General features: G+C 70.6%; 14 protein-coding genes. 8 read left to right on the top strand and 6 right to left on the bottom strand.

From position 1 onward, the window contains the following. Nucleotides 1-24: 24 nt before the first annotated feature. The 3 genes from OG734_RS36845 to OG734_RS36835 form a co-directional block, all read right to left on the bottom strand. Nucleotides 25-810, bottom strand: a complete 786-nt coding sequence (locus OG734_RS36845; RefSeq protein ID WP_330291756.1) for an SDR family oxidoreductase — start codon at nt 808-810, stop codon at nt 25-27. Between the two features lie 53 nt (nt 811-863). Next, nucleotides 864-2,540, bottom strand: a complete 1,677-nt coding sequence (gene qcrB, locus OG734_RS36840) for a cytochrome bc1 complex cytochrome b subunit (RefSeq protein ID WP_330291755.1) — start codon at nt 2,538-2,540, stop codon at nt 864-866. Nucleotides 2,541-2,615: 75 nt separating this feature from the next. Then, nucleotides 2,616-3,335 (bottom strand): vWA domain-containing protein, encoded by a 720-nt coding sequence (locus OG734_RS36835; RefSeq protein WP_330291754.1) that lies wholly within the window; start codon nt 3,333-3,335, stop codon nt 2,616-2,618. 91 nt (nt 3,336-3,426) lie between these two features. Here OG734_RS36835 and OG734_RS36830 point away from each other — a divergent pair, with 91 nt between their 5' ends. Continuing rightward, on the top strand, nt 3,427-4,266 hold the full coding sequence (locus tag OG734_RS36830) for a chitosanase (protein WP_330291753.1): 840 nt from the start codon (nt 3,427-3,429) through the stop codon (nt 4,264-4,266). A 127-nt stretch (nt 4,267-4,393) separates the two neighbouring features. On the opposite strand, the gene OG734_RS36825 is transcribed toward OG734_RS36830, so the two are convergent. From OG734_RS36825 to OG734_RS36815, 3 genes are all read right to left on the bottom strand, one after another. Further along, nucleotides 4,394-5,854: a glutamate synthase subunit beta gene (locus OG734_RS36825; RefSeq protein WP_330291752.1), complete on the bottom strand. Its 1,461-nt coding sequence runs from the start codon at nt 5,852-5,854 to the stop codon at nt 4,394-4,396. Continuing rightward, the gene (gene gltB, locus OG734_RS36820) at nt 5,847-10,469 is read right to left on the bottom strand and encodes a glutamate synthase large subunit (RefSeq protein WP_330291751.1); all 4,623 of its coding nucleotides are present in this window, start codon (nt 10,467-10,469) and stop codon (nt 5,847-5,849) included. The genes OG734_RS36825 and gltB overlap by 8 nt, the downstream gene beginning before the upstream one ends. Nucleotides 10,470-10,832: 363 nt before the next feature. After that, nucleotides 10,833-11,564: a VIT1/CCC1 transporter family protein gene (locus OG734_RS36815; protein ID WP_330291750.1), complete on the bottom strand. Its 732-nt coding sequence runs from the start codon at nt 11,562-11,564 to the stop codon at nt 10,833-10,835. A 324-nt stretch (nt 11,565-11,888) separates the two neighbouring features. Here OG734_RS36815 and OG734_RS36810 point away from each other — a divergent pair, with 324 nt between their 5' ends. Genes OG734_RS36810 through OG734_RS36780 form a run of 7 tightly spaced genes read left to right on the top strand, consistent with a single transcriptional unit; the run spans nt 11,889 to nt 19,783 of the window. Then, a complete protein-coding gene (locus OG734_RS36810; protein ID WP_330291749.1) occupies nt 11,889-12,995 on the top strand; it encodes an ADP-ribosylglycohydrolase family protein in 1,107 nt (368 codons plus the stop codon). After that, on the top strand, nt 12,916-14,262 hold the full coding sequence (locus OG734_RS36805) for an ADP-ribosylglycohydrolase family protein (RefSeq protein WP_443064984.1): 1,347 nt from the start codon (nt 12,916-12,918) through the stop codon (nt 14,260-14,262). Before OG734_RS36810 ends, OG734_RS36805 begins: the two co-directional genes overlap by 80 nt. Nucleotides 14,263-14,270: 8 nt before the next feature. Then, the gene (locus OG734_RS36800) at nt 14,271-15,458 is read left to right on the top strand and encodes an ADP-ribosylglycohydrolase family protein (RefSeq protein ID WP_330291747.1); all 1,188 of its coding nucleotides are present in this window, start codon (nt 14,271-14,273) and stop codon (nt 15,456-15,458) included. Next, nucleotides 15,446-16,834 (top strand): ADP-ribosylglycohydrolase family protein, encoded by a 1,389-nt coding sequence (locus OG734_RS36795; RefSeq protein ID WP_330291746.1) that lies wholly within the window; start codon nt 15,446-15,448, stop codon nt 16,832-16,834. The genes OG734_RS36800 and OG734_RS36795 overlap by 13 nt, the downstream gene beginning before the upstream one ends. Next, nucleotides 16,831-17,727, top strand: a complete 897-nt coding sequence (rbsK, locus tag OG734_RS36790) for a ribokinase (protein WP_330291745.1) — start codon at nt 16,831-16,833, stop codon at nt 17,725-17,727. The genes OG734_RS36795 and rbsK overlap by 4 nt, the downstream gene beginning before the upstream one ends. After that, nucleotides 17,724-18,959 carry a CaiB/BaiF CoA transferase family protein gene (locus OG734_RS36785; protein ID WP_330291744.1) on the top strand — a complete coding sequence of 412 codons (1,236 nt, stop codon included), beginning with the start codon at nt 17,724-17,726 and terminating at the stop codon, nt 18,957-18,959. Before rbsK ends, OG734_RS36785 begins: the two co-directional genes overlap by 4 nt. After that, on the top strand, nt 18,956-19,783 hold the full coding sequence (locus OG734_RS36780; protein WP_330291743.1) for an HpcH/HpaI aldolase/citrate lyase family protein: 828 nt from the start codon (nt 18,956-18,958) through the stop codon (nt 19,781-19,783). Before OG734_RS36785 ends, OG734_RS36780 begins: the two co-directional genes overlap by 4 nt. The last annotated feature ends 27 nt before the right edge of the window (nt 19,784-19,810 follow it).

Here is a 19,810-nt window from a genome sequence, read left to right as displayed (position 1 = left end):
TTGTGGTCCCAGACATGTGCCGGCCTAGGGGTGCTGGCTGCTGACGGAGACGACCTCTCCGGTCAGGTACGAGGAGTAGCCGGACGCCAGGAACACGATCACGTTGGCCACCTCCCAGGGCTCGGCGTACCGCCCGAAGGCCTCACGGGCCGTCAGTTCGGCCAGGAGTTCCGGGGTTGTCACCTTCACGAGGTGGGGATGCATGGCGAGGCTCGGCGACACCGCGTTGACCCGGACCCCGTATTCGGCCGCCTCGATGGCCGCGCTCCGGGTAAGCGCCATGACGCCCGCCTTGGCGGCGGCGTAGTGCGCCTGACCGGCCTGAGCCCGCCACCCGACGACGGACGCGTTGTTGACGACGACGCCTCCCGACCCGCTCTCGCGAAAGGCCCGCAACGCGGCCCGTACGCACCGGAACGTGCCGTTGAGCGTCACGTCCAGGACCTTCGACCACTGTTCGTCCGTCATGTCGGCGAGGGCCGAAGTGCCCCCGAGACCCGCGTTGTTGACGACAATGTCGAGGCGCCCGTGCACGCGTACGGCCGTGTCGAAGAGGGCCCGCACCTGGCGTTCGTCGGTGACGTCGCAGGGCAGTGAGTCGACGCCCTCGAACTCCCCGGCCAGTTCCCCCTCGTACTCCTTGAGCCGCCGCGCGTGCGCGTCGCTGATCAGCACGCGCGCGCCCTCCTCCAGGAACCGGCGGGCGGTGGCCCCGCCGATCCCCGCACCCGCGGCTGCCGTGATGACGGCGGTACGCCCCTTCAGCAGCCCGTGTCCGGGTACGTACGCCGGACTCTCGACGTCTCCCATGGGACCACAGTACCTACCAAACACTTGTTAGGGAAGGTCGGCGGGAGGCGGACTCAGTGGTGGTGATCGCCGCCGGTCAGTTCCCGGTGCTCCTCCGCTGTCGGCTTGGGAATCCGGGTGTCGGGGCCGAACATGGACCGGGCCAGCCGGGCCCGCAGCCGCTGCCCGGGGGTGACCCGGCGGCGGACGCCATTGGTGTCGACGAGCGGGCCGATCTCGTACGGCGGGGCCTGTTCGTGCTGGGTGAGGGTGAACAGCGCCTCCTGCGGGAGCCGTTCGTGGACTTCGACGTACTCGCCGTGCGGAAGCCGCTTGATGGTGCCCGTCTCCCTGCCGTGCAGCACCTTGTCGCGGTCGCTGCGCTGGAGCCCCAGGCAGATCCGCTTCGTCACGACGAAGGCGACCACCGGCACCACGAAGAATCCGACCCGCACGAACCAGGTGATCGTGTTGATCGACAGATGCAGATGCGTGGCCACGATGTCGTTGCCGCCGCCGATCAGCAGCACCCCGTACAGGCTCAGCCAGGCCACGCCGAGTCCCGTACGGACAGGGACGTTTCGTGGTCGGTCGAGAATATGGTGCTCGCGTTTGTCGCCGGTGATCCAGCCCTCGATGAACGGGTACACGCCGATGGCCGCCATGATGAGCGGGAAGAGGGAGAAGGGGATGAAGACGCCCAGCGCCAGGGTGTGGCCCCAGGCGTTGATCTCCCATCCCGGCATCACCCGGATCAGTCCCTCGGAGAAGCCGAGGTACCAGTCCGGCTGGGCGCCGGTGGTGACAAGGTCCGCGCGGTAGGGGCCGAACGCCCAGACGGGGTTGATGCTGGCGATGGCGCCCATGACGGCCAGCACGCCGAAGGTGAGGAAGAAGAAGCCGCCCGCCTTGGCCATGTAGACCGGCAGGAAGGGCATACCGACGACCGTTTTCTCGTCCCGGCCGGGCCCTGGGTACTGCGTGTGCTTGTGGTAGAAGACCAGGATCAGATGGGCGACGACCAGCCCCAGCATGATTCCCGGCAGCAGCAGCACATGGATCGGGAAGAGCCGCGAGATGATGTCGTGGCCCGGGAACTCCCCGCCGAAGAGGAACATGGAGAGGTACGTCCCCACGACCGGGACGGACAGGATCGCGCCGTCGGCGAAGCGGAGGCCGGTGCCGGAGAGCAGGTCGTCGGGGAGCGAGTAGCCGGTCAGGCCGGTGATGATGCCGAGGAACAACAGGGTCCAGCCGAACACCCAGTTGAGCTCGCGCGGCTTGCGGAACGCGCCGGTGAAGAACACCCGCATCATGTGGATGAGCATCCCGGCGACAAAGACGAGCGCCGCCCAGTGGTGGATCTGCCGGATCAGCAGTCCGCCGCGTACGTCGAAGCTGATGTCGAGCGTGGACTCGTACGCCCTGGTCATGATGACGCCGTTGAGCGGCGTGTACGTGCCGTTGTAGACGACCTCGACGCCGCTCGGTTCGAAAAAGAGGGTGAGGTAGACGCCGGTGAGGATCAGGATGAGGAAGCTGTAGAGGCAGATCTCGCCGAGCATGAAGGACCAGTGGTCCGGGAAGACCTTGCGCATGTTGGCCTTGGCGAGGGCGTAGAGGCCCAGTCGTCCGTCGGCCCAGTCGGCCAGCTTCTCGCCCCTGGCGGCCTCACCCCGGCGCACGGAATCCCGCGTATCAGCGGAACTCCCTTTGCCCGCCGCCCCGTTCACCGATCGTGCGCCGTCCATCCGCGCCGCCTCCCCCTCGGATCACCCTCAGGGTGGCACGACGGCTCAGCGATGCCAACGGGGCGTACGCCGGTGTCAGCCGACGATTCCCTCCGCCCGGGCGGCGACCAGCCACTTGGGGAACTCGCCCACCAGACGGTCGTACAACTCGTCGTCGGACACTGCGCGCGGGTCCGAACCGGCGTGGAAGAACCCGGCGTTGTCGACGACCCGCCGCCCCGGCACCGCCAACTCGTCGAGCTTGCGCAGGAAGTCGAACTGTTTGCTGCCGGCGTCCCCGAAGCCGATGAACTGCCAGAACAGCGGCAGCCGCGCCGACTTGCACACGTACCGTTCGGCGGCGGGTCTGCTGGTCGGACCGCCGTCGGTCTGGAAGACGACGAGGGCGGGGTCGGTCGCCCCGCTGTCGAGGTAGTGCTCGATGACCGCGTCCATGGCCAGGTGGTAATTGGTTCTGCCCATGTGACCCAGGCCGGTCACGATCCGCTCGATGTGGCCCTGGTGGTTGTCGAGCGCGATGTCCGTCGCCGCATCGATGTCGGTGGAGAAGAAGAAGACCGGAACTGTCCCGTCGTCGTCCAGATGTGCCGAGAGCCCCAGCACCCGGTCGGCCAGCGCCTGCACGCTGCCGTCCTTGAAATAGGGCCTCATGGAACCGGAGTGGTCGACCACCAGATAAACAGCAGCCCGCTGGCCGTTGAGCCCGTGCCGTTCAACAGCCGCCCCGGCGCTCTTGTAGAGGCTGACCAGGGCGGGAGCGCTCTCCTGCACCTTGGTGAGACTGATCGCGGCCATGCGTGGCTCCCCTACCGAAATACGCCGGACTGATGCAAGTCCTGAGGGTATGTCACCCGGACGAGCGACAGCCCCACGTACCCTGTGCCCCATGAAACGAACCGGCGTTCTCCTCCTCGCCGTGGTGCCGTTGCTCGCGACAACGGCATGTCTGTCCGTCGCGTCGGACGACTCCCGCGGCCCCGACGCCAAACGTGTGAAGGCCGGCTCGCTGGACGCGGAGACCACGCTCGCCGACCCGGCGAAGAAGGAGCTGGCCCAGCAGATCGTGGCGAGCGCCGAGAACGGGACGCTCGACTGGCGCAGTGCGTACGGCTATGTCGAGGACATCGGCGACGGACAGGGCTACACGGCCGGCATCATCGGCTTCTGCACGGGCACCCACGACCTGCTCGCCCTCGTCGAGGACTACACGAAGGACCACCCGGACAACGCCCTCGCGCCCTACCTTCCCGCGCTGCGCAAGGTCGACGGCACGGACTCGCACGAGGGTCTCGATCCAGGGTTCCCTGCGGCCTGGAAGCAGGAATCGAAGGTCGCCGCCTTCCGCAAGGCGCAGGACGAGAAGCGGGACGGCGGCTACTTCGAACCGGCTCTGCGTCTCGCCGTCCGCGACGGGCTGGGACTGCTGGGCCAGTTCGTCTACTACGACGCGATGGTCTACCACGGCCCGGGCAGCGACCGGTTCAGCACGGACGGCATCCGCGCCGCCGCCCTGAAGGAGGCCGACAGCCCGGCGGAGGGCGGCGCCGAGAAGGCGTACCTGGACGCGTTCCTCGACGCCCGCCGCAAGGCGATGCTGGACAAGAGGCCGGGCGTGAACACCAGCCGCGTGGACACGGCCCAACGGCGCTTCCTCGACGAGGGGAACCTCGAACTCCGTACACCGCTGGAGTGGAAGGTGTACGGGGACACGTACAAGGTGCCGTAAGTCCTGGCCTGTCTGTCCGGCTCCGAACGCGCCGCGGCGCCCGCCAATGTCCGGTCGGGGACTGTGGCGAGCGCCGTGGTTTGTTCGTTCCGTACGCCGTTGTACGGGACGTCTTCGGGTGGGCCCGTCAGACCATCAGGGAACGGTCCGTCGGGCGGATCGGGGCCGGAAGGTCGCTCGCGCCCGTGAGGAAGCGGTCGACTCCGCGGGCCGCCGAGCGGCCCTCGGCGATGGCCCAGACGATGAGGGACTGGCCGCGGCCGGCGTCACCGGCGACGTACACGCCCGGGACGTTGGTCTGGAAGTCGGCGTCGCGGGCGATGTTGCCGCGCTCGTCGAGGTCCAGGCCGAACTGGTCGACGAGGCCGTTGTCGCGGTCGGTGCCCGTGAAGCCCATGGCGAGGGTGACCAGCTGGGCGGGGATCTTGCGCTCCGTGCCCGGCTTCTGGGTCAGCTTGCCGTCGATGAACTCGACCTCGGTGAGGTGCAGCCACTGCACGTTGCCGTGCTCGTCGCCCTCGAAGTGGGTCGTCGAGACGGAGTAGACGCGCTCGCCGCCCTCCTCGTGCGCCGAGGTGACCTTGTAGAGCATGGGGAAGGTCGGCCAGGGCTGCCCCGGGTTCCGGTCCTCGCCCGGGCGGGGCATGATCTCCAGCTGGGTGACGGAGGCCGCGCCCTGGCGGTGGGCGGTGCCCACGCAGTCCGCGCCCGTGTCGCCGCCGCCGATGACCACGACGTGCTTGCCCTCGGCGGTGACCGGCGGGGCCACGAAGTCGCCCTCCTGCACCTTGTTCGCCAGGGGCAGGTACTCCATCGCCTGGTAGACGCCCTTGAGCTCGCGCCCGGGGACGGGGAGATCACGGGCGGTCGTCGCGCCGGCGGCGATCACGATCGCGTCGTACCGCTTGCGCAGGTCCGTCGCCTTGAGGTCGCGGCCGATCTCGATACCGGTACGGAAGCGGGTGCCCTCCGCGCGCATCTGCTCGATACGGCGGTTGATGTGCCGCTTCTCCATCTTGAACTCGGGGATGCCGTAGCGCAGGAGGCCGCCGATGCGGTCCGCGCGCTCGTACACCGCGACCGTGTGACCGGCCCGCGTCAGCTGCTGGGCGGCGGCGAGACCGGCGGGACCCGAGCCGATGACCGCGACCGTCTTGCCGGAGAGGCGCTCCGGGGCCTGGGGGGCGACGTCGCCCGTCTCCCAGGCCTTGTCGATGATCGAGACCTCGACGTTCTTGATGGTGACCGCGGGCTGGTTGATGCCCAGCACGCACGCCGACTCGCAGGGAGCCGGGCACAGGCGTCCGGTGAACTCCGGGAAGTTGTTGGTGGCGTGCAGGCGCTCGGACGCCGACGTCCAGTCCTCGCGGTAGGCGTAGTCGTTCCACTCGGGGATCAGGTTCCCCAGCGGACAGCCGTTGTGGCAGAAGGGGATACCGCAGTCCATGCAGCGGCCGGCCTGCTTGCTGATGATCGGCAGCAGGGAGCCGGGAACGTAGACCTCGTTCCAGTCCTTGAGACGGACGTCCACCGGACGGGACTTGGCGACCTCGCGGCCGTGGGTGAGAAAGCCCTTGGGATCAGCCATTGGTCGCCGCCTCCATCATCTTCTCGGTGATCTCGGACTCGGTGAGTCCGGCTCGCTCGGCGGCGTCCTTGGCGGCGAGCACTGCCTTGTACGTACTGGGGATGATCTTGCTGAATCGCTCCACCGCGACATCCCACTCGGCCAGCAGCTTCTCGGCGACCGTGGAGGCGCTCTCCTCCTGGTGCCGGCGCACGACATCGTGCAGCCACTGCTTGTCGGAGTCGTCGAGGGCCTCGACGGCGTCCGCGTTGCCCACGTTGACGTTGTCGCGGTTCAGGTCGATGACGTACGCGATGCCGCCCGACATACCGGCCGCGAAGTTGCGGCCCGTCTCGCCGAGGACGACCGCGCGACCGCCGGTCATGTACTCGCAGCCGTGGTCGCCCACACCCTCGGACACCACCGTGGCACCGGAGTTGCGGACACAGAACCGCTCGCCCGTACGACCGCGCAGGAACAGCTCGCCGCCGGTCGCGCCGTACGCGATGGTGTTGCCCGCGATCGTCGAGAACTCGGCGAGGTGGTCGGCGCCCCGGTCGGGACGGACGATCACCCGGCCGCCGGAGAGGCCCTTGCCGACGTAGTCGTTGGCGTCGCCTTCGAGGCGCAGCGTGACACCGCGCGGCAGGAAGGCGCCGAAGGACTGGCCGGCGCTGCCGGTGAAGGTGATGTCGATGGTGTCGTCGGGCAGACCGGCCCCGCCGAACTTCTTCGTCACCTCGTGGCCGAGCATCGTGCCGACCGTACGGTTGATGTTGCGGATGGCGACCTGGGCGCGGACCGGCTGGGCGTCGGTCGCGCTGTTCGCGGCGAGGGCGTCGGCGGCGAGCTTGATCAGCTCGTTGTCGAGCGCCTTCTCCAGGCCGTGGTCCTGCTCGATGACCTGGTGGAGCGGGGTGCCCTCGGGCAGTTCGGGCACGTAGAAGAGCGGGGTCAGGTCGAGGCCCTGCGCCTTCCAGTGGGTGACCGCCCGCTCCACGTCGAGGGACTCGGCGTGGCCGACGGCCTCCTCGATGGTGCGGAAGCCCAGCTCGGCGAGGATCTCGCGGACCTCTTCGGCGATGAACTGGAAGAAGTTCACGACGTACTCGGCCTTGCCGGCGAACCGGTCGCGGAGCACCGGGTTCTGGGTGGCGATGCCGACCGGGCAGGTGTCGAGGTGGCAGACGCGCATCATGACGCAGCCGGAGACGACGAGCGGCGCGGTCGCGAAACCGAACTCCTCGGCGCCGAGCAGCGCGGCGATGACGACGTCACGGCCGGTCTTCAGCTGGCCGTCGGTCTGGACGACGATCCGGTCGCGCAGGCCGTTGAGGAGCAGCGTCTGCTGGGTCTCGGCGAGGCCGAGCTCCCAGGGACCGCCGGCGTGCTTGAGGGACGTCAGCGGGGACGCGCCCGTTCCGCCGTCGTGGCCGGAGATGAGGACGACGTCCGCGTGCGCCTTCGAGACACCCGCGGCCACGGTCCCGACGCCGACCTCCGAGACCAGCTTCACGTGAATCCGCGCCTGCGGGTTCGCGTTCTTCAGGTCGTGGATCAGCTGGGCCAGGTCCTCGATGGAGTAGATGTCGTGGTGCGGCGGCGGCGAGATCAGGCCGACACCGGGGGTGCTGTGCCGGGTCTTGGCGACCCACGGGTACACCTTGTGGCCGGGCAGCTGACCGCCCTCGCCGGGCTTGGCACCCTGGGCCATCTTGATCTGGATGTCGTCCGCGTTGACCAGGTACTCGCTGGTCACACCGAAGCGGCCGGAGGCGACCTGCTTGATGCTGGAGCGGCGCGCCGGGTCGTACAGCCGGTCCGCGTCCTCGCCGCCCTCACCGGTGTTGGACTTGGCGCCCAGCTGGTTCATGGCGATGGCGAGGGTCTCGTGCGCCTCCAGGGAGATGGAGCCGTACGACATGGCGCCGGTGGAGAACCGCTTGACGATCTCGCTGACCGGCTCGACCTCGTCGATGGAGATCGACGGGCGGTCGCTCTTGAAGCCGAACAGCCCGCGCAGGGTCATCAGCCGCTCGGACTGCTCGTTCACGCGGTCCGTGTACTTCTTGAAGATGTCGTAGCGGCGGGTGCGCGTGGAGTGCTGGAGGCGGAAGACCGTCTCCGGGTCGAACAGGTGCGGCTCACCCTCGCGGCGCCACTGGTACTCGCCGCCTATGTCGAGAGCGCGGTGCGCCGGGGCGATACCGGAGGCGGGGTACGCCTTGGCGTGCCGGGCGGCGACCTCCTTGGCGATGACGTCGATGCCGACGCCGCCGATCTTGGTGGCCGTCCCGTTGAAGTACTTCTGGACGAACGCCGTGTCGAGACCGACGGCCTCGAAGACCTGGGCGCCGCGGTAGGAGGCGACGGTCGAGATGCCCATCTTCGACATGACCTTGAGGACGCCCTTGCCGAGCGCGTAGATCAGGTTGCGGATGGCCTGCTCGGGCTCGCTGCCGGGCAGGAAGGTGCCGGCGCGGACCAGGTCCTCGACGGACTCCATCGCCAGGTACGGGTTCACCGCGGCGGCGCCGAAGCCTATGAGCAGGGCGACGTGGTGGACCTCGCGGACGTCACCGGCCTCGACCAGCAGGCCCACCTGGGTGCGCTGCTTGGTGCGGATGAGGTGGTGGTGGACGGCGGAGGTGAGCAGCAGCGACGGGATCGGGGCGTGCTCGGCGTCCGAGTGGCGGTCCGACAGGACGATGAGGCGGGCGCCGTTGTCGATGGCCGCGTCGGCCTCGGCGCAGATCTCGTCGATGCGGGCGGCGAGGGAGTCGCCGCCGCCGCTGACCCGGTAGAGGCCGGAGAGTGTCGCGGCCTTCATGCCGGGCATGTCGCCGTCGGCGTTGATGTGGATGAGCTTGGCCAGCTCGTCGTTGTCGATCACCGGGAAGGGCAGGGTGACGCTGCGACAGGAGGCGGCGGTCGGCTCCAGCAGGTTGCTGGCGGGGCCGAGGGAGGAGCGCAGGCTGGTGACCAGTTCCTCGCGGATGGCGTCCAGCGGCGGGTTGGTGACCTGCGCGAACAGCTGGGTGAAGTAGTCGAAGAGCAGTCGCGGACGCTCGCTCAGCGCGGCGATCGGCGAGTCGGTGCCCATGGAACCGAGCGGCTCGCCGCCGGTCTTGGCCATCGGCGCGATGATGACGCGCAGCTCTTCCTCGGTGTAGCCGAAGGTCTGCTGGCGGCGGGTGACCGAGGCGTGGGTGTGCACGATGTGCTCGCGCTCGGGCAGGTCGGAGAGCTCGATCTCGCCGGCCTCCAGCCACTCCGCGTAGGGCTGCTCGGCGGCGAGGCCGGCCTTGATCTCGTCGTCCTCGATGATGCGGTGCTCGGCGGTGTCGACGAGGAACATCTTGCCGGGCTGGAGGCGGCCCTTGCGGACGACCCTCGCGGGGTCGATGTCGAGGACGCCGACCTCGGAGCCGAGGACGACGAGGCCGTCGTCGGTGACCCAGTAGCGGCCGGGGCGCAGTCCGTTGCGGTCGAGGACCGCGCCGACCTGGACGCCGTCGGTGAAGGTGACACAGGCCGGGCCGTCCCAGGGCTCCATCATCGTGGAGTGGAACTGGTAGAAGGCGCGCTGGGCCGGATCCATCGTGGCGTGGTTCTCCCACGCCTCCGGGATCATCATCAGCACGGAGTGCGGCAGCGAACGCCCACCGAGGTGGAGCAGCTCCAGCACCTCGTCGAAGGACGCGGAGTCGGAGGCGTCCGGCGTGCAGATCGGGAAGACGCGGTCGAGGCCCTTGTCTCCGAAGAGGTCGGAGACGAGCTGCGACTCGCGGGCCGCCATCCAGTTCCGGTTGCCCTTGACCGTGTTGATCTCGCCGTTGTGCGCGACGAAGCGGTACGGGTGGGCGAGCGGCCACGACGGGAAGGTGTTCGTGGAGAAGCGCGAGTGGACGAGCGCGACGGCCGACGCGAAGCGGCGGTCGGACAGGTCCGGGAAGAAGGGCTCCAGCTGGCCGGTGGTCAGCATGCCCTTGTAGACGATGGTCCGCGCGGAGAGCGAGGGGAAGTAGACGCCGACCTCACGCTCGGCACGCTTGCGCAGCGCGAAGGCCTTGCGGTCGAGGTCGATGCCCTTGGCGGGCACCGCGGCGCTGTCCGCGACGAAGATCTGCCGGAAGGCGGGCATCGTCGAGCGGGCGGTGGCGCCGAGGAGTCCGGGGGCGACCGGGACCTCGCGCCAGCCGAGGACGGTCAGGCCCTCTTCGGCGGCGATCGTGTCGATGCGTGAGACGGCCTCGGCGATCGTCGGCACGGCGTCCGTCGCCGTCTCCTCCGGGAGGAAGGCGATGCCCACCGCGTACGAGCCGGCCTCGGGCAGCTCGAATCCGGTCACCTCGCGGAAGAAGGCGTCCGGGACCTGCGAGAGAATGCCGGCGCCGTCGCCGGAATCGGGCTCGGAGCCGGTGGCACCGCGGTGCTCCAGGTTACGAAGAACCGTGAGCGCCTGCTCGACCAGCGCATGGCTCGCCTCGCCGGTGAGGGTGGCCACGAAGCCGACGCCACAGGCGTCGTGCTCGTTGCGGGGGTCGTACATACCCTGCGCAGCAGGGCGAGCATCCATGAAGGACCACTTCTGGCCAATCTCAGAATGCTGGGACGGCTGGCGCGGCGTACGCATCGGCTCTCCCGTCGTCGTCGTGTGGCATATGCATTAAGCCGAGGGACGACGTTGGCCCTCTTGGAGTGCAAAATTTCGTGCAGGTTACATGATGGGGCGATTCTCGGGAACCGGATACCGCGTACCAACATGCGGACACCGCGGTGCGCGGCATGGTGACCGCGCTGCGGTGGAAGTAATGGGGGTCGAAGCGGACAGATCGATGTCCCTCAACCCATGGCAAGGAGAGCGTCGTCGCCCTCCCCGCGGGTGCGCCGCAGGCTTCATTGCCCACAGCGCTTACGGCTCATGCCCCGTGGTTAAGCGTTCGAAACCAGCGAGTAACGGCTACTTATGCGGCCCAACGCATAAGTGCACGATCACCTATCCTACGGCCGCACCGAACAGGTTGCCCAGGGCGTAGGTCACACCGGCCGCCGCTCCGCCCAGCGCGAGCTGCCGCAGCCCGCTGAACCACCAGGTCCGAGCGGTCACCCGGGCCACCACGGCACCACATCCGAAGAGCCCGACGAGCGCGACCAGCACGGCGGGCCACAGCGCGGTCGCCCCCAGAAGGTACGGGAGTACGGGCAGCAACGCGCCCAGCGCGAACGCCCCGAAGGACGACACCGCGGCGACGGCGGGTGAGGGCAGGTCGCCGGGGTCGATGCCCAGTTCCTCGCGGGCGTGTATCTCCAGCGCCTGCTCGGGGTCGCGCGAGAGCTGCCGGGCCACTTCACGGGCAAGCTTCGGCTCGACGCCCCGGGACTCGTAGAGCGCGGCGAGCTCACGCTCCTCGTCCATGGGGTGCTTTCTCAACTCCCGTCGCTCGACGGCGAGTTCGGCTTCGACGAGTTCACGCTGCGAGGCGACCGAGGTGTACTCGCCGGCGGCCATGGAGAAGGCGCCTGCGGCAAGACCGGCGAGCCCGGTGATGACGACGGTCTGATGCGAAACGGCTCCGCCGGCCACACCGGTCATCAGGGCGAGGTTGGAGACGAGGCCGTCCATCGCACCGAAAACGGCCGGCCGCAGCCACCCACCACTGACGTCCCGGTGGGTGTGATTGTCGCGGTGCGCCACATGCAGCGCCGCCTCGGTCTCGATGATGGCCATACCGTCCCCCAACTCGCTTCGGGCGTTGCTTCTGAAAGCTTTCCAACCGGACCAGGATGGACAGGACCGGATCGAAGTTAGACTGATTCCACTTTTCGACAACACTAAAAATACGCCCCGGATTCCCTTCCCGCCAGCAAGGAAAGGCTGCCCTCACCTGCATGTTCATCACGATCGCTCATCCGTAGGTGTACTCGCACAAATGTCGACCGGGTGATGCTGGGGCGCCTGAGGCTCGCCTGAACCGCTCCGGTGGGACAGTTCCGCAAAGGGTTCCGCTCCCCGAGAGGGAGCCCCCGGAACCCTCCGGAGGAGAGGCCGCGTATGGCATCGATCGCCTGCATTCCCTCGGTCCCGGCGCCCCAAGACGCCGCCGTACTCCGCGACAGAGCACGCGGCGCCCTGCTCGGTCTGGCCGTGGGGGACGCGCTCGGCGCCCCCGCCGAGAACATGAAGCCCTCGGAGATCCGCGCCCGCTGGGGCCGCATCACCGGATACGTGGCCGAAAACCCCGCCGGCACGGACGACACGGAGTACGCGATCTTCTCGGGCCTCCTCCTCGCCCGGCACGGCTCGGCCCTCACCCCGGCCCATGTGGAGGCGGCCTGGCACCACTGGATCGCCGACCTCGACGAGGGGCCCTTCCGGGGCGCGGGTTTCAGCGAGCGAGGCACCCTGGAGAACCTGCGCAGGGGCCTGGCCGCCCCCATCTCGGCCCAGCACCGCCACGCGTGGAGCGACGGCCTGGCGATGCGCGCAGCACCGTTCGGCGTCTTCGCGGCGGGCCGCCCGGCCGAGGCCGCCCGTCTGGTCGCGATCGACGGCTCGGTGAGCCACGACGGCGAGGGCATCTACGGCGGCCAGGCGGTGGCGGCGGGCGTGGCCGCGGCGATGGCGGGCGCGCCGACCATCGCCGTGGTGGCCTCCGCGCTGGCGGTGATCCCCGACGACTCCTGGACGGCGCGCTCCCTGCGCCGGGCGGTGGCGGTCGCCCACCGGGGCGAACGCGCGGTCCGCTCCGCGGTGGTGATCGGCGGCTACCCCTGGACCGACCTGGCCCCCGAGGCCGTCGCCCTCGCCTTCGGCGCGTATGCGGCGGCCGACGGCGACTTCACGGAATCGGTACTGACAGCCGTCAACATGGGCCGCGACGCGGACACGACAGCAGCGGTGGCGGGCGCCCTGGCCGGTGCGACCCGCGGCGCCTCGGCGATCCCGCCCGACTGGGCGGAGGCGATCGGCCCGGCCCGCGGCACCTGCCTCCCCTCCATGGCGGGCCACCACATCCTCGACATCGCGGAACTGCTGACACCGGGCGAGGGCGGCAAGTGGGGCGCGAAGCCCGTCGCACGTGATCCCGCGACGGACCAGACGGCGTACATCCTCGCCGCGGACGACGACACGGCTACGGAAACCGAGGTACGACCGTGAGCCCGCGCTTTCAGCCCCTCCGGCGTTTGAGGAGCGGGGGTCCGGGGGCAGCGCCCCCGATGGGGGTCCCCCCTCTGGGGGAGGGACGGGTAGGGGCGGCGGGGGCGAAACACACCACCCACCCCCGAGCCGAAGCCAAGGTCCGCCCATGACCAGCCGCCGCATCGAGAGCCTGCTGCTCGGTCTCGCCGCCGGGGACGCCGCCGGATGGCCCGCCGCCCGGCACCGCGCCGCCCGCATGCCCGACTGGACCCGCCGCCTCACCCGCGAGCTGGACACCTTCGCCGAGCAGAACGCGACCACCACCCTCCCCGTACCGATCGCCCTCAACCAGCCCCCGGAACCGCTCCGGCTCGGCCCCTCCGACGACGCCGAGTGGGCGGCGTTCACGGCCGAGGCCCTGCTGCGGGCCGGGGACGACACCGTGCTGGGCGACCTGAGCCGGGAGCGCCGGGCCCGGGCCGCCATCGACCTGTCCTGGAACGCGGTCGCCAGCGAGGTGGCAGCCGCCGCCGAACGCGCACCCGAGGTCGAGTCGGCGGTACTGCCGCTGCGCGCCCGAATCTCCGTACGGGCCGGCCTCGGCAACCTCGCCGCCGGTCTGCGCCCGCCCGCCACCGGCCACGACAACCCGCACTACTTCGACGACGCGGCCTGCGTACGGGCCTGTGTGCTGGCGGTGGCCCACCCGGGCGACCGCCGACTCGCCGCCGAACTGGCCGAGTTCGACGCCCGCTACACCCAGGACGGCGACGGCGTGCACGGCGCCCGCGCGATGGCGGCGGCACTCTCACTGGCGCTGGTCGGCGAGGAGGTGGACGCCTGCGTGACGGCCGCGCTGGCGGAACTCCCGGAGTCCACCGAGATCGGCCGCAACTCCCGCCACGCGCTGAAGCTCGCGCGGGACGCAGACAGCGCGTTCGCCCTGGTCCCGCTCCTGGAACACCAGATCGTGGACCACGTCTACAGCTACGGCATCGCCGCCGCCGAGACGGTCCCGGTCGCACTGGCGCTGGCCACCGCCGCGCACGGCCGGATCGCCGAAGCAGTCCCCGCCGCGGCCTGTCTGTCGCGGGTCGCGGACTCGGCACCCGCGCTCGCGGGCGCCCTCACCGGCGCGCTGGGCGGCGGCGCCGCGATCCCGGCGGCCTGGCGGGACGCCTGCCGCACCCTCTCCGGCTGCGCCCTCCCCAGGCTTACCGGCACCGACCTCGTGGAACTCGCCGAACTGCTGGAAGCCACGCAACGGGTCACCTCAGGAGGATGATTCGCGACATGACACCTAATCAGCAACAAAGAGGCCAAGAAGGCCAAGTGGCGGGCCTGGAAGAGCGGATCACCGGTGCCCTGGTCGGTGCGGCCGTCGGCGACGCCCTCGGCGGCCCCGTCGAGGGCTATACCCCCGAGCAGATCCTCGAACGCCACGCGGGCCGCGTCCACGGCATCGTCGGCCCCTGGAGCGGCGACGCCTGGCGCACCGCCCGCCCGATCGCCCCGTACCACAAGGGCGACGGCCACGTCACCGACGACACCTTGATGACCCATGCGCTGGTACGGGTGTACGCCCAGGTCCGCGACCATCTGGACGCGTACGCGGCCGCCGACCACCTGGTCCCGGACCTGATGACGAACCCGCGCTGGATCCCGGAACTGGAGGCCGAGGCACTCCCCCTGCAGCGCATCTTCCTGGCGGAGAAGTGGCTGGTGGCCCGGCTCCACTACGGCCACATCGACCCGCGCGAGGCAGGCGTGGGCAACATCGTCAACTGCGGTGCGGCGATGTACATGGCCCCGGTCGGCCTGGTCAACGCGGCCAACCCGGCGGGCGCGTACGCCGAGGCCCTCGACCTCGCGGGCGCCCACCAGTCCTCGTACGGCAGAGAGGCGGCGGCGGTCTTCGCGGCGGCGGTGGCGGCCGCGTGCACCCCGGACGCGACCCCCGATTCGGTGATCGGAACCTGCCTCTCCCTGGCGAAGGACGGCACCCGGGCGGCGATCGAGACGGTGTGCGAAGTGGCCTCCCGCTACACGGACTTCGAGTCGGCGCTGCGGCCACTGCGGGAGGCGGTGACTCCGTACGACACGGTCGGCGCGGACTACCGCAGCCCGTCGCTGGGCGCCCGTCGGCCGTCCCGTCTCCACGCGATCGAGGAACTCCCGGTGGCGCTCGGCATGTTGGTGGTGTCGGGCGGCAACTACCGGAATGCGGCGCTGGGTTCGGTGAACTACGGCCGCGACTGCGACTCGATCGCCACGATGGCCGGGGCGCTCGCCGGCGCGCTGGGTTCCGAGGTGCCGTCCGACTGGTCGAAGACGGTCGCGGAGGCGAGCCGCCTGGACCTGTGGGAACCCGCCCGGACACTGACCGAGGTGACCCGGGAGATCTTCGAACGGGACGTCCAACAACGTCGCTCCCACGAAAGGGCGTTCGCCCAGCTCAGGAGCGCGGGATGCTCCGACTGACCTGGGTCCAGCCGGAGGACCTGATCGGCCACGAGCTGCGCCAGGCAACCCAGGACGGCCGCGAGCCCGGCAGAATCGCCGCCCGCTGGCGAGCGGCGGGCGGATCGGAGGCCCCACTGCGGGCGGGCGCCTCATCCGGTCCGGTCTCCCGCTACCTGAGGCAACTGGCCGAGGACCTACTGGACGAACTGGCGGACCTGCCAAGCAGATTGGCAGACGACGAGCCGACAAACCTGGCCCGGATCCGGGCCCTGTGCCCTGACTGGCCCGCCCAGCCCACACAGCCCGCCCCCACCCCGAGGCCAGCACTCCGCGCCCGCCTGGAAGCCGCCTGGCTGGGCAGAGCAGCCGGCTGCCTCCTGGGCAAACCGGTGGAGAAACTCCCCCTCACCGCCATCCGCCAACTCGCCCAATCCACCGGCAACTGGCCCCTGAACACCTGGTTCACCGCAAGAGGAGTCCCCGAGGAACTGGCGACGGCACACCCCTGGAACCGCCGATCGGCAGCAACATCCCTCGCCGAGAACATCGACGGCATGCCCGAGGACGACGACCTCAACTACCCCCTCCTCAACCTTCTCCTGCTCCAACGCCACGGCCCCCTCTTCACCACCACCGACGTGGCACAACTCTGGCTGGACGAACTCCCCGCGGGCCGCACCTTCACGGCCGAACGCATCGCCTACCGAAACCTCCTCTCCGGCCTCGAACCCCCGCTCACCGCCCGCCACCGCAACCCGTTCCGCGAATGGATCGGCGCCCTGATCCGCGCCGACGTCCACGGCTGGACCAACCCCGGCGACCCGGCCGGCGCCGCCGAACAGACGTACCGCGACGCCACCCTCACCCACACCGCCAACGGCGTCTACGCGGCGATGTTCACGGCGGCCACCATCGCCCAGGCCGCCACGGGCACCCACGACATCCACACCTGTCTGCGCACCGGCCTGACGGTCGTCCCGCCCCGCTCCCGCCTGGCCAGAGCCGTCCACCACGGCATCCAACTGGCCGAATCGCAGCGCGACTTCACCGCCGTCGTCGACGAACTCCACGCCACCCACGCGGCCGTCCACCACTGGGTCCACGCCATCCCCAACACGGCCCTGATCGCCGCTGCCCTCACCCACGCCGACGGCGACTTCACCGGCTCCATCTGCCGTGTCGTGTCCGGCGGCCTGGACACCGACTCCAACGGCGCGACCGCCGGAAGCATCGCCGGGCTCCTCGCCGGCTCCCCCGGTGCCCTCCCCGACCGCTGGACCAGCCCCCTGAAGAACCGACTCGCCACCTCCGTCGCGGACTTCAACGGCACCGGCTTCGACACCCTCGCCCGACTGACCCACTCCCTCACCCGCGTGGAGGCAGCCCACCCATGACCCATATCGCCGTGCTGGGCAGCACGAACATGGACCTCGTCGCGTACGTCAGCAAGGCCCCGCAGCGCGGGGAGACGGTAACGGGACGGGAGTTCCGTACGATCCCCGGCGGCAAAGGCGCCAACCAGGCCGTGGCAGCGGCCCGCGCGGGCGCCGACGTCTCGATGATCGGCGCGGTGGGCAACGACGCGTACGGCACCGGGCTCCGTTCCGTACTGGAGCAGTCGGGCGTCGGCACCGACCATCTCCGCACCGCCGAGGGCGCCTCCGGCACCGCACACATCGTCGTGGACGACGAGGGCGGCAACGCGATCGTCGTCGTCCCCGCGGCCAACGGCACCGTCACCGGTCTCGCCCCTGGCGACGAGAGCCTGATCGCCACCGCCGACGCGCTGCTGCTCCAGCTGGAGATCCCGCTCACTGCGGTCGTCGAGGGCGCCCGGGCCGCTCACCGCCACGGCGTCCGCACGATCCTCACCCCGGCCCCCGTCCAACCACTCCCACCCGAACTCCTCGCCGCCACCGACCTGTTGGTGCCGAACGAGCACGAGGCGGCGGCCCTGACAGGCCTGACCGACCCGCACAAGGCGGCCATCGCACTCCTCGACCAGGTGCCGGAGGTCGTCGTCACGCTGGGCGCGGCCGGCTGCCTCTACGCGTCCCGGGACCTCGCCGAACCGGTCACCGTCCCCGCGCCGCCCGTCACCGCCGTGGACTCGACCGGCGCCGGCGACACCTTCGTCGGCTCCCTCGCGGTGGCCCTGGCCGAGGGCCGCCCGATGCCGGACGCCCTGGCCTGGGCCGCGGCGGCGGGCGCACTCTCCGTACAGCGGCCGGGCGCGTCGGCGTCGATGCCGTACCGCTCCGAGATCGAGGCCCGGTACACATCATGAACACACCGGAGACGACCGCACCCGCACCCGGTAGGACCGCCACCGCCGCGGCCCCCCTCACCGGCCTCCGCGTCCTCGACCTGGCCACCCTCTTCGCCGGGCCGCTCGCCGCCACCATGCTCGGCGACTTCGGCGCCGAGGTGATCAAGATCGAGCACCCGACGAAGCCGGACCCCTCCCGGGGCCACGGCCCGTCCAAGGACGGCATCGGTCTCTGGTGGAAGGTGCTGGGCCGCAACAAGCGCACGATGACCCTCGACCTCTCCCGGCCCGGCGGCCGGACCACCCTCCTGCGCCTCGCCGCCACCGCCGACGTCGTCATCGAGAACTTCCGCCCGGGCACCCTGGAGAAATGGGACCTGGGCTGGCCGGAGCTGTCCGCCGCCAACCCACGCCTGGTCCTCGCCCGGGTCACCGCCTTCGGCCAGTTCGGCCCGTACGCGCACCGCCCCGGCTTCGGCACCCTCGCCGAGGCGATGAGCGGCTTCGCGGCGATCACCGGCGAACCTGACGCGCCCCCGACACTCCCGCCCTTCGGCCTCGCCGACTCGATCGCGGGCCTGGCGACGGCGTACGCGGTCATGACGGCACTGTCCGCCCGCGACCGCACCGGCGAGGGGCAGGTCGTCGACATGGCGATCATCGAGCCGATCCTCAGCGTCCTGGGCCCCCAGCCGCTCTGGTACGACCAGTTGGGCCACGTCCAGCCGCGCATGGGCAACCGATCGCAGAACAACGCCCCCCGCAACACCTACCGCACGGCCGACGGCACCTGGGTCGCCGTGTCGACCTCGGCCCAGTCGATCGCCGAGCGGGTGATGCGCCTGGTCGGACGCCCGGAGCTGATCGACGAGCCCTGGTTCGCCACCGGCGCCGAACGCGCCCGTCACGCGGACGTCCTCGACGAGGCGGTCGGCGGGTGGATCGCCCGCCACTCCCACTCCGATGTCATCGCGGCCTTCGAGAAGGCGGAGGCGGCGGTGGCCCCGATCCAGGACGTACGGGAGGTGATGACCGACCCGCAGTACCAGGCCCTCGACACCATCACCACGATCGACGACCCCGAACTCGGCCCGATCCGTATGCAGAACGTCCTCTTCCGCCTCTCCGCGACCCCCGGCGCGATCCGCTGGGCGGGCCGCCCGCACGGCGCGGACACCACGGCAGTCCTCACCGAACTGGGCCTGACCGGTCCCGCCATCGACGCCCTGCGAACCGAGGGAGCCCTGTGACAGCCATCCCCCTGACCTGGCTGTACGTCCCCGGCGACCGCCCCGAGGTGGTGTCCAAGGCCCTCGTCTGCGGCGCCGACGTGGTCGTCGTCGACCTGGAGGACGCGGTCGCCCCGGACCGCAAGGAGTACGCCCGCACAGCCACCGCCGAACGCCTCACCGACCCGCAGCCGGTCCCGGTCCACGTCCGGATCAACGCCCTGGACGGCCCTCTCGCCACCCCCGACCTCCAGTCCCTCGAAGGCCTCCCCGGCCTCTCGGGCCTACGGCTCCCAAAGGTGACTGCGCCGCAGGAGGTGGTGCGGGTGGCCACGCGCGGGACAGCACCCGGGATCGGGCTCCACGCCCTGCTCGAAACCGCCCTCGGCATCGAACACGCCTTCGCCATCGCGACCGCCCACACCGCCCTGCAGGGCATCGCGCTCGGCGAGGCCGACCTCCGGGCCGATCTGGGGGTACGGGAAGACGCTGGCCTCGACTGGTGCCGCTCCCGGGTCGTCGTGGCCGCGCGGGCGGCCGGACTCGCCCCGCCGCCCCAGTCGGTCCACCCGGACACCCTGGACCTCGACACCCTGGCCGCGTCCTGCGCCCGCGGCCGCGCCCTGGGCTTCCTGGGCCGGGCGGCCATCCACCCCCGGCAGCTCCCGGTGATCGAACGCGCTTACCTCCCCACCCCGGAGGAGATCGAGGAGGCCGAGCAGATCGTCAAGGCCGCGGCGACGGACGAGGGCGCCCAGGCCCTCCCAAACGGCCGTTTCATCGACGCGGCGGTGGTCGCGACGGCCCGCAGAACCCTGTCCCTGGCCGACCGCGACCGCCCCTGACCCGCGCAACAAAGGAGGGCGCCCCGA

It is taken from the genome of Streptomyces sp. NBC_00576 (assembly GCF_036345175.1).
GTDB lineage: Bacteria > Actinomycetota > Actinomycetes > Streptomycetales > Streptomycetaceae > Streptomyces.
The sequence above is the reverse complement of the archived record's forward strand: the minus strand, read 5'-3'. Positions and strand labels throughout refer to the sequence as shown.

Excerpts from the sequence above, each read along its gene's own strand:
- OG734_RS36845 (WP_330291756.1), bottom strand. The coding sequence starts at position 810 with ATGGGAGACGTCGAGAGTCCGGCGTACGTACCCGGACACGGGCTGCTG.
- qcrB (WP_330291755.1), bottom strand. The coding sequence starts at position 2,540 with ATGGACGGCGCACGATCGGTGAACGGGGCGGCGGGCAAAGGGAGTTCC.
- OG734_RS36835 (WP_330291754.1), bottom strand. The coding sequence starts at position 3,335 with ATGGCCGCGATCAGTCTCACCAAGGTGCAGGAGAGCGCTCCCGCCCTG.
- OG734_RS36830 (WP_330291753.1), top strand. The coding sequence starts at position 3,427 with ATGAAACGAACCGGCGTTCTCCTCCTCGCCGTGGTGCCGTTGCTCGCG.
- OG734_RS36825 (WP_330291752.1), bottom strand. The coding sequence starts at position 5,854 with ATGGCTGATCCCAAGGGCTTTCTCACCCACGGCCGCGAGGTCGCCAAG.
- gltB (WP_330291751.1), bottom strand. The coding sequence starts at position 10,469 with ATGCGTACGCCGCGCCAGCCGTCCCAGCATTCTGAGATTGGCCAGAAG.
- OG734_RS36815 (WP_330291750.1), bottom strand. The coding sequence starts at position 11,564 with ATGGCCATCATCGAGACCGAGGCGGCGCTGCATGTGGCGCACCGCGAC.
- OG734_RS36810 (WP_330291749.1), top strand. The coding sequence starts at position 11,889 with ATGGCATCGATCGCCTGCATTCCCTCGGTCCCGGCGCCCCAAGACGCC.
- OG734_RS36800 (WP_330291747.1), top strand. The coding sequence starts at position 14,271 with ATGACACCTAATCAGCAACAAAGAGGCCAAGAAGGCCAAGTGGCGGGC.
- OG734_RS36795 (WP_330291746.1), top strand. The coding sequence starts at position 15,446 with ATGCTCCGACTGACCTGGGTCCAGCCGGAGGACCTGATCGGCCACGAG.
- rbsK (WP_330291745.1), top strand. The coding sequence starts at position 16,831 with ATGACCCATATCGCCGTGCTGGGCAGCACGAACATGGACCTCGTCGCG.
- OG734_RS36785 (WP_330291744.1), top strand. The coding sequence starts at position 17,724 with ATGAACACACCGGAGACGACCGCACCCGCACCCGGTAGGACCGCCACC.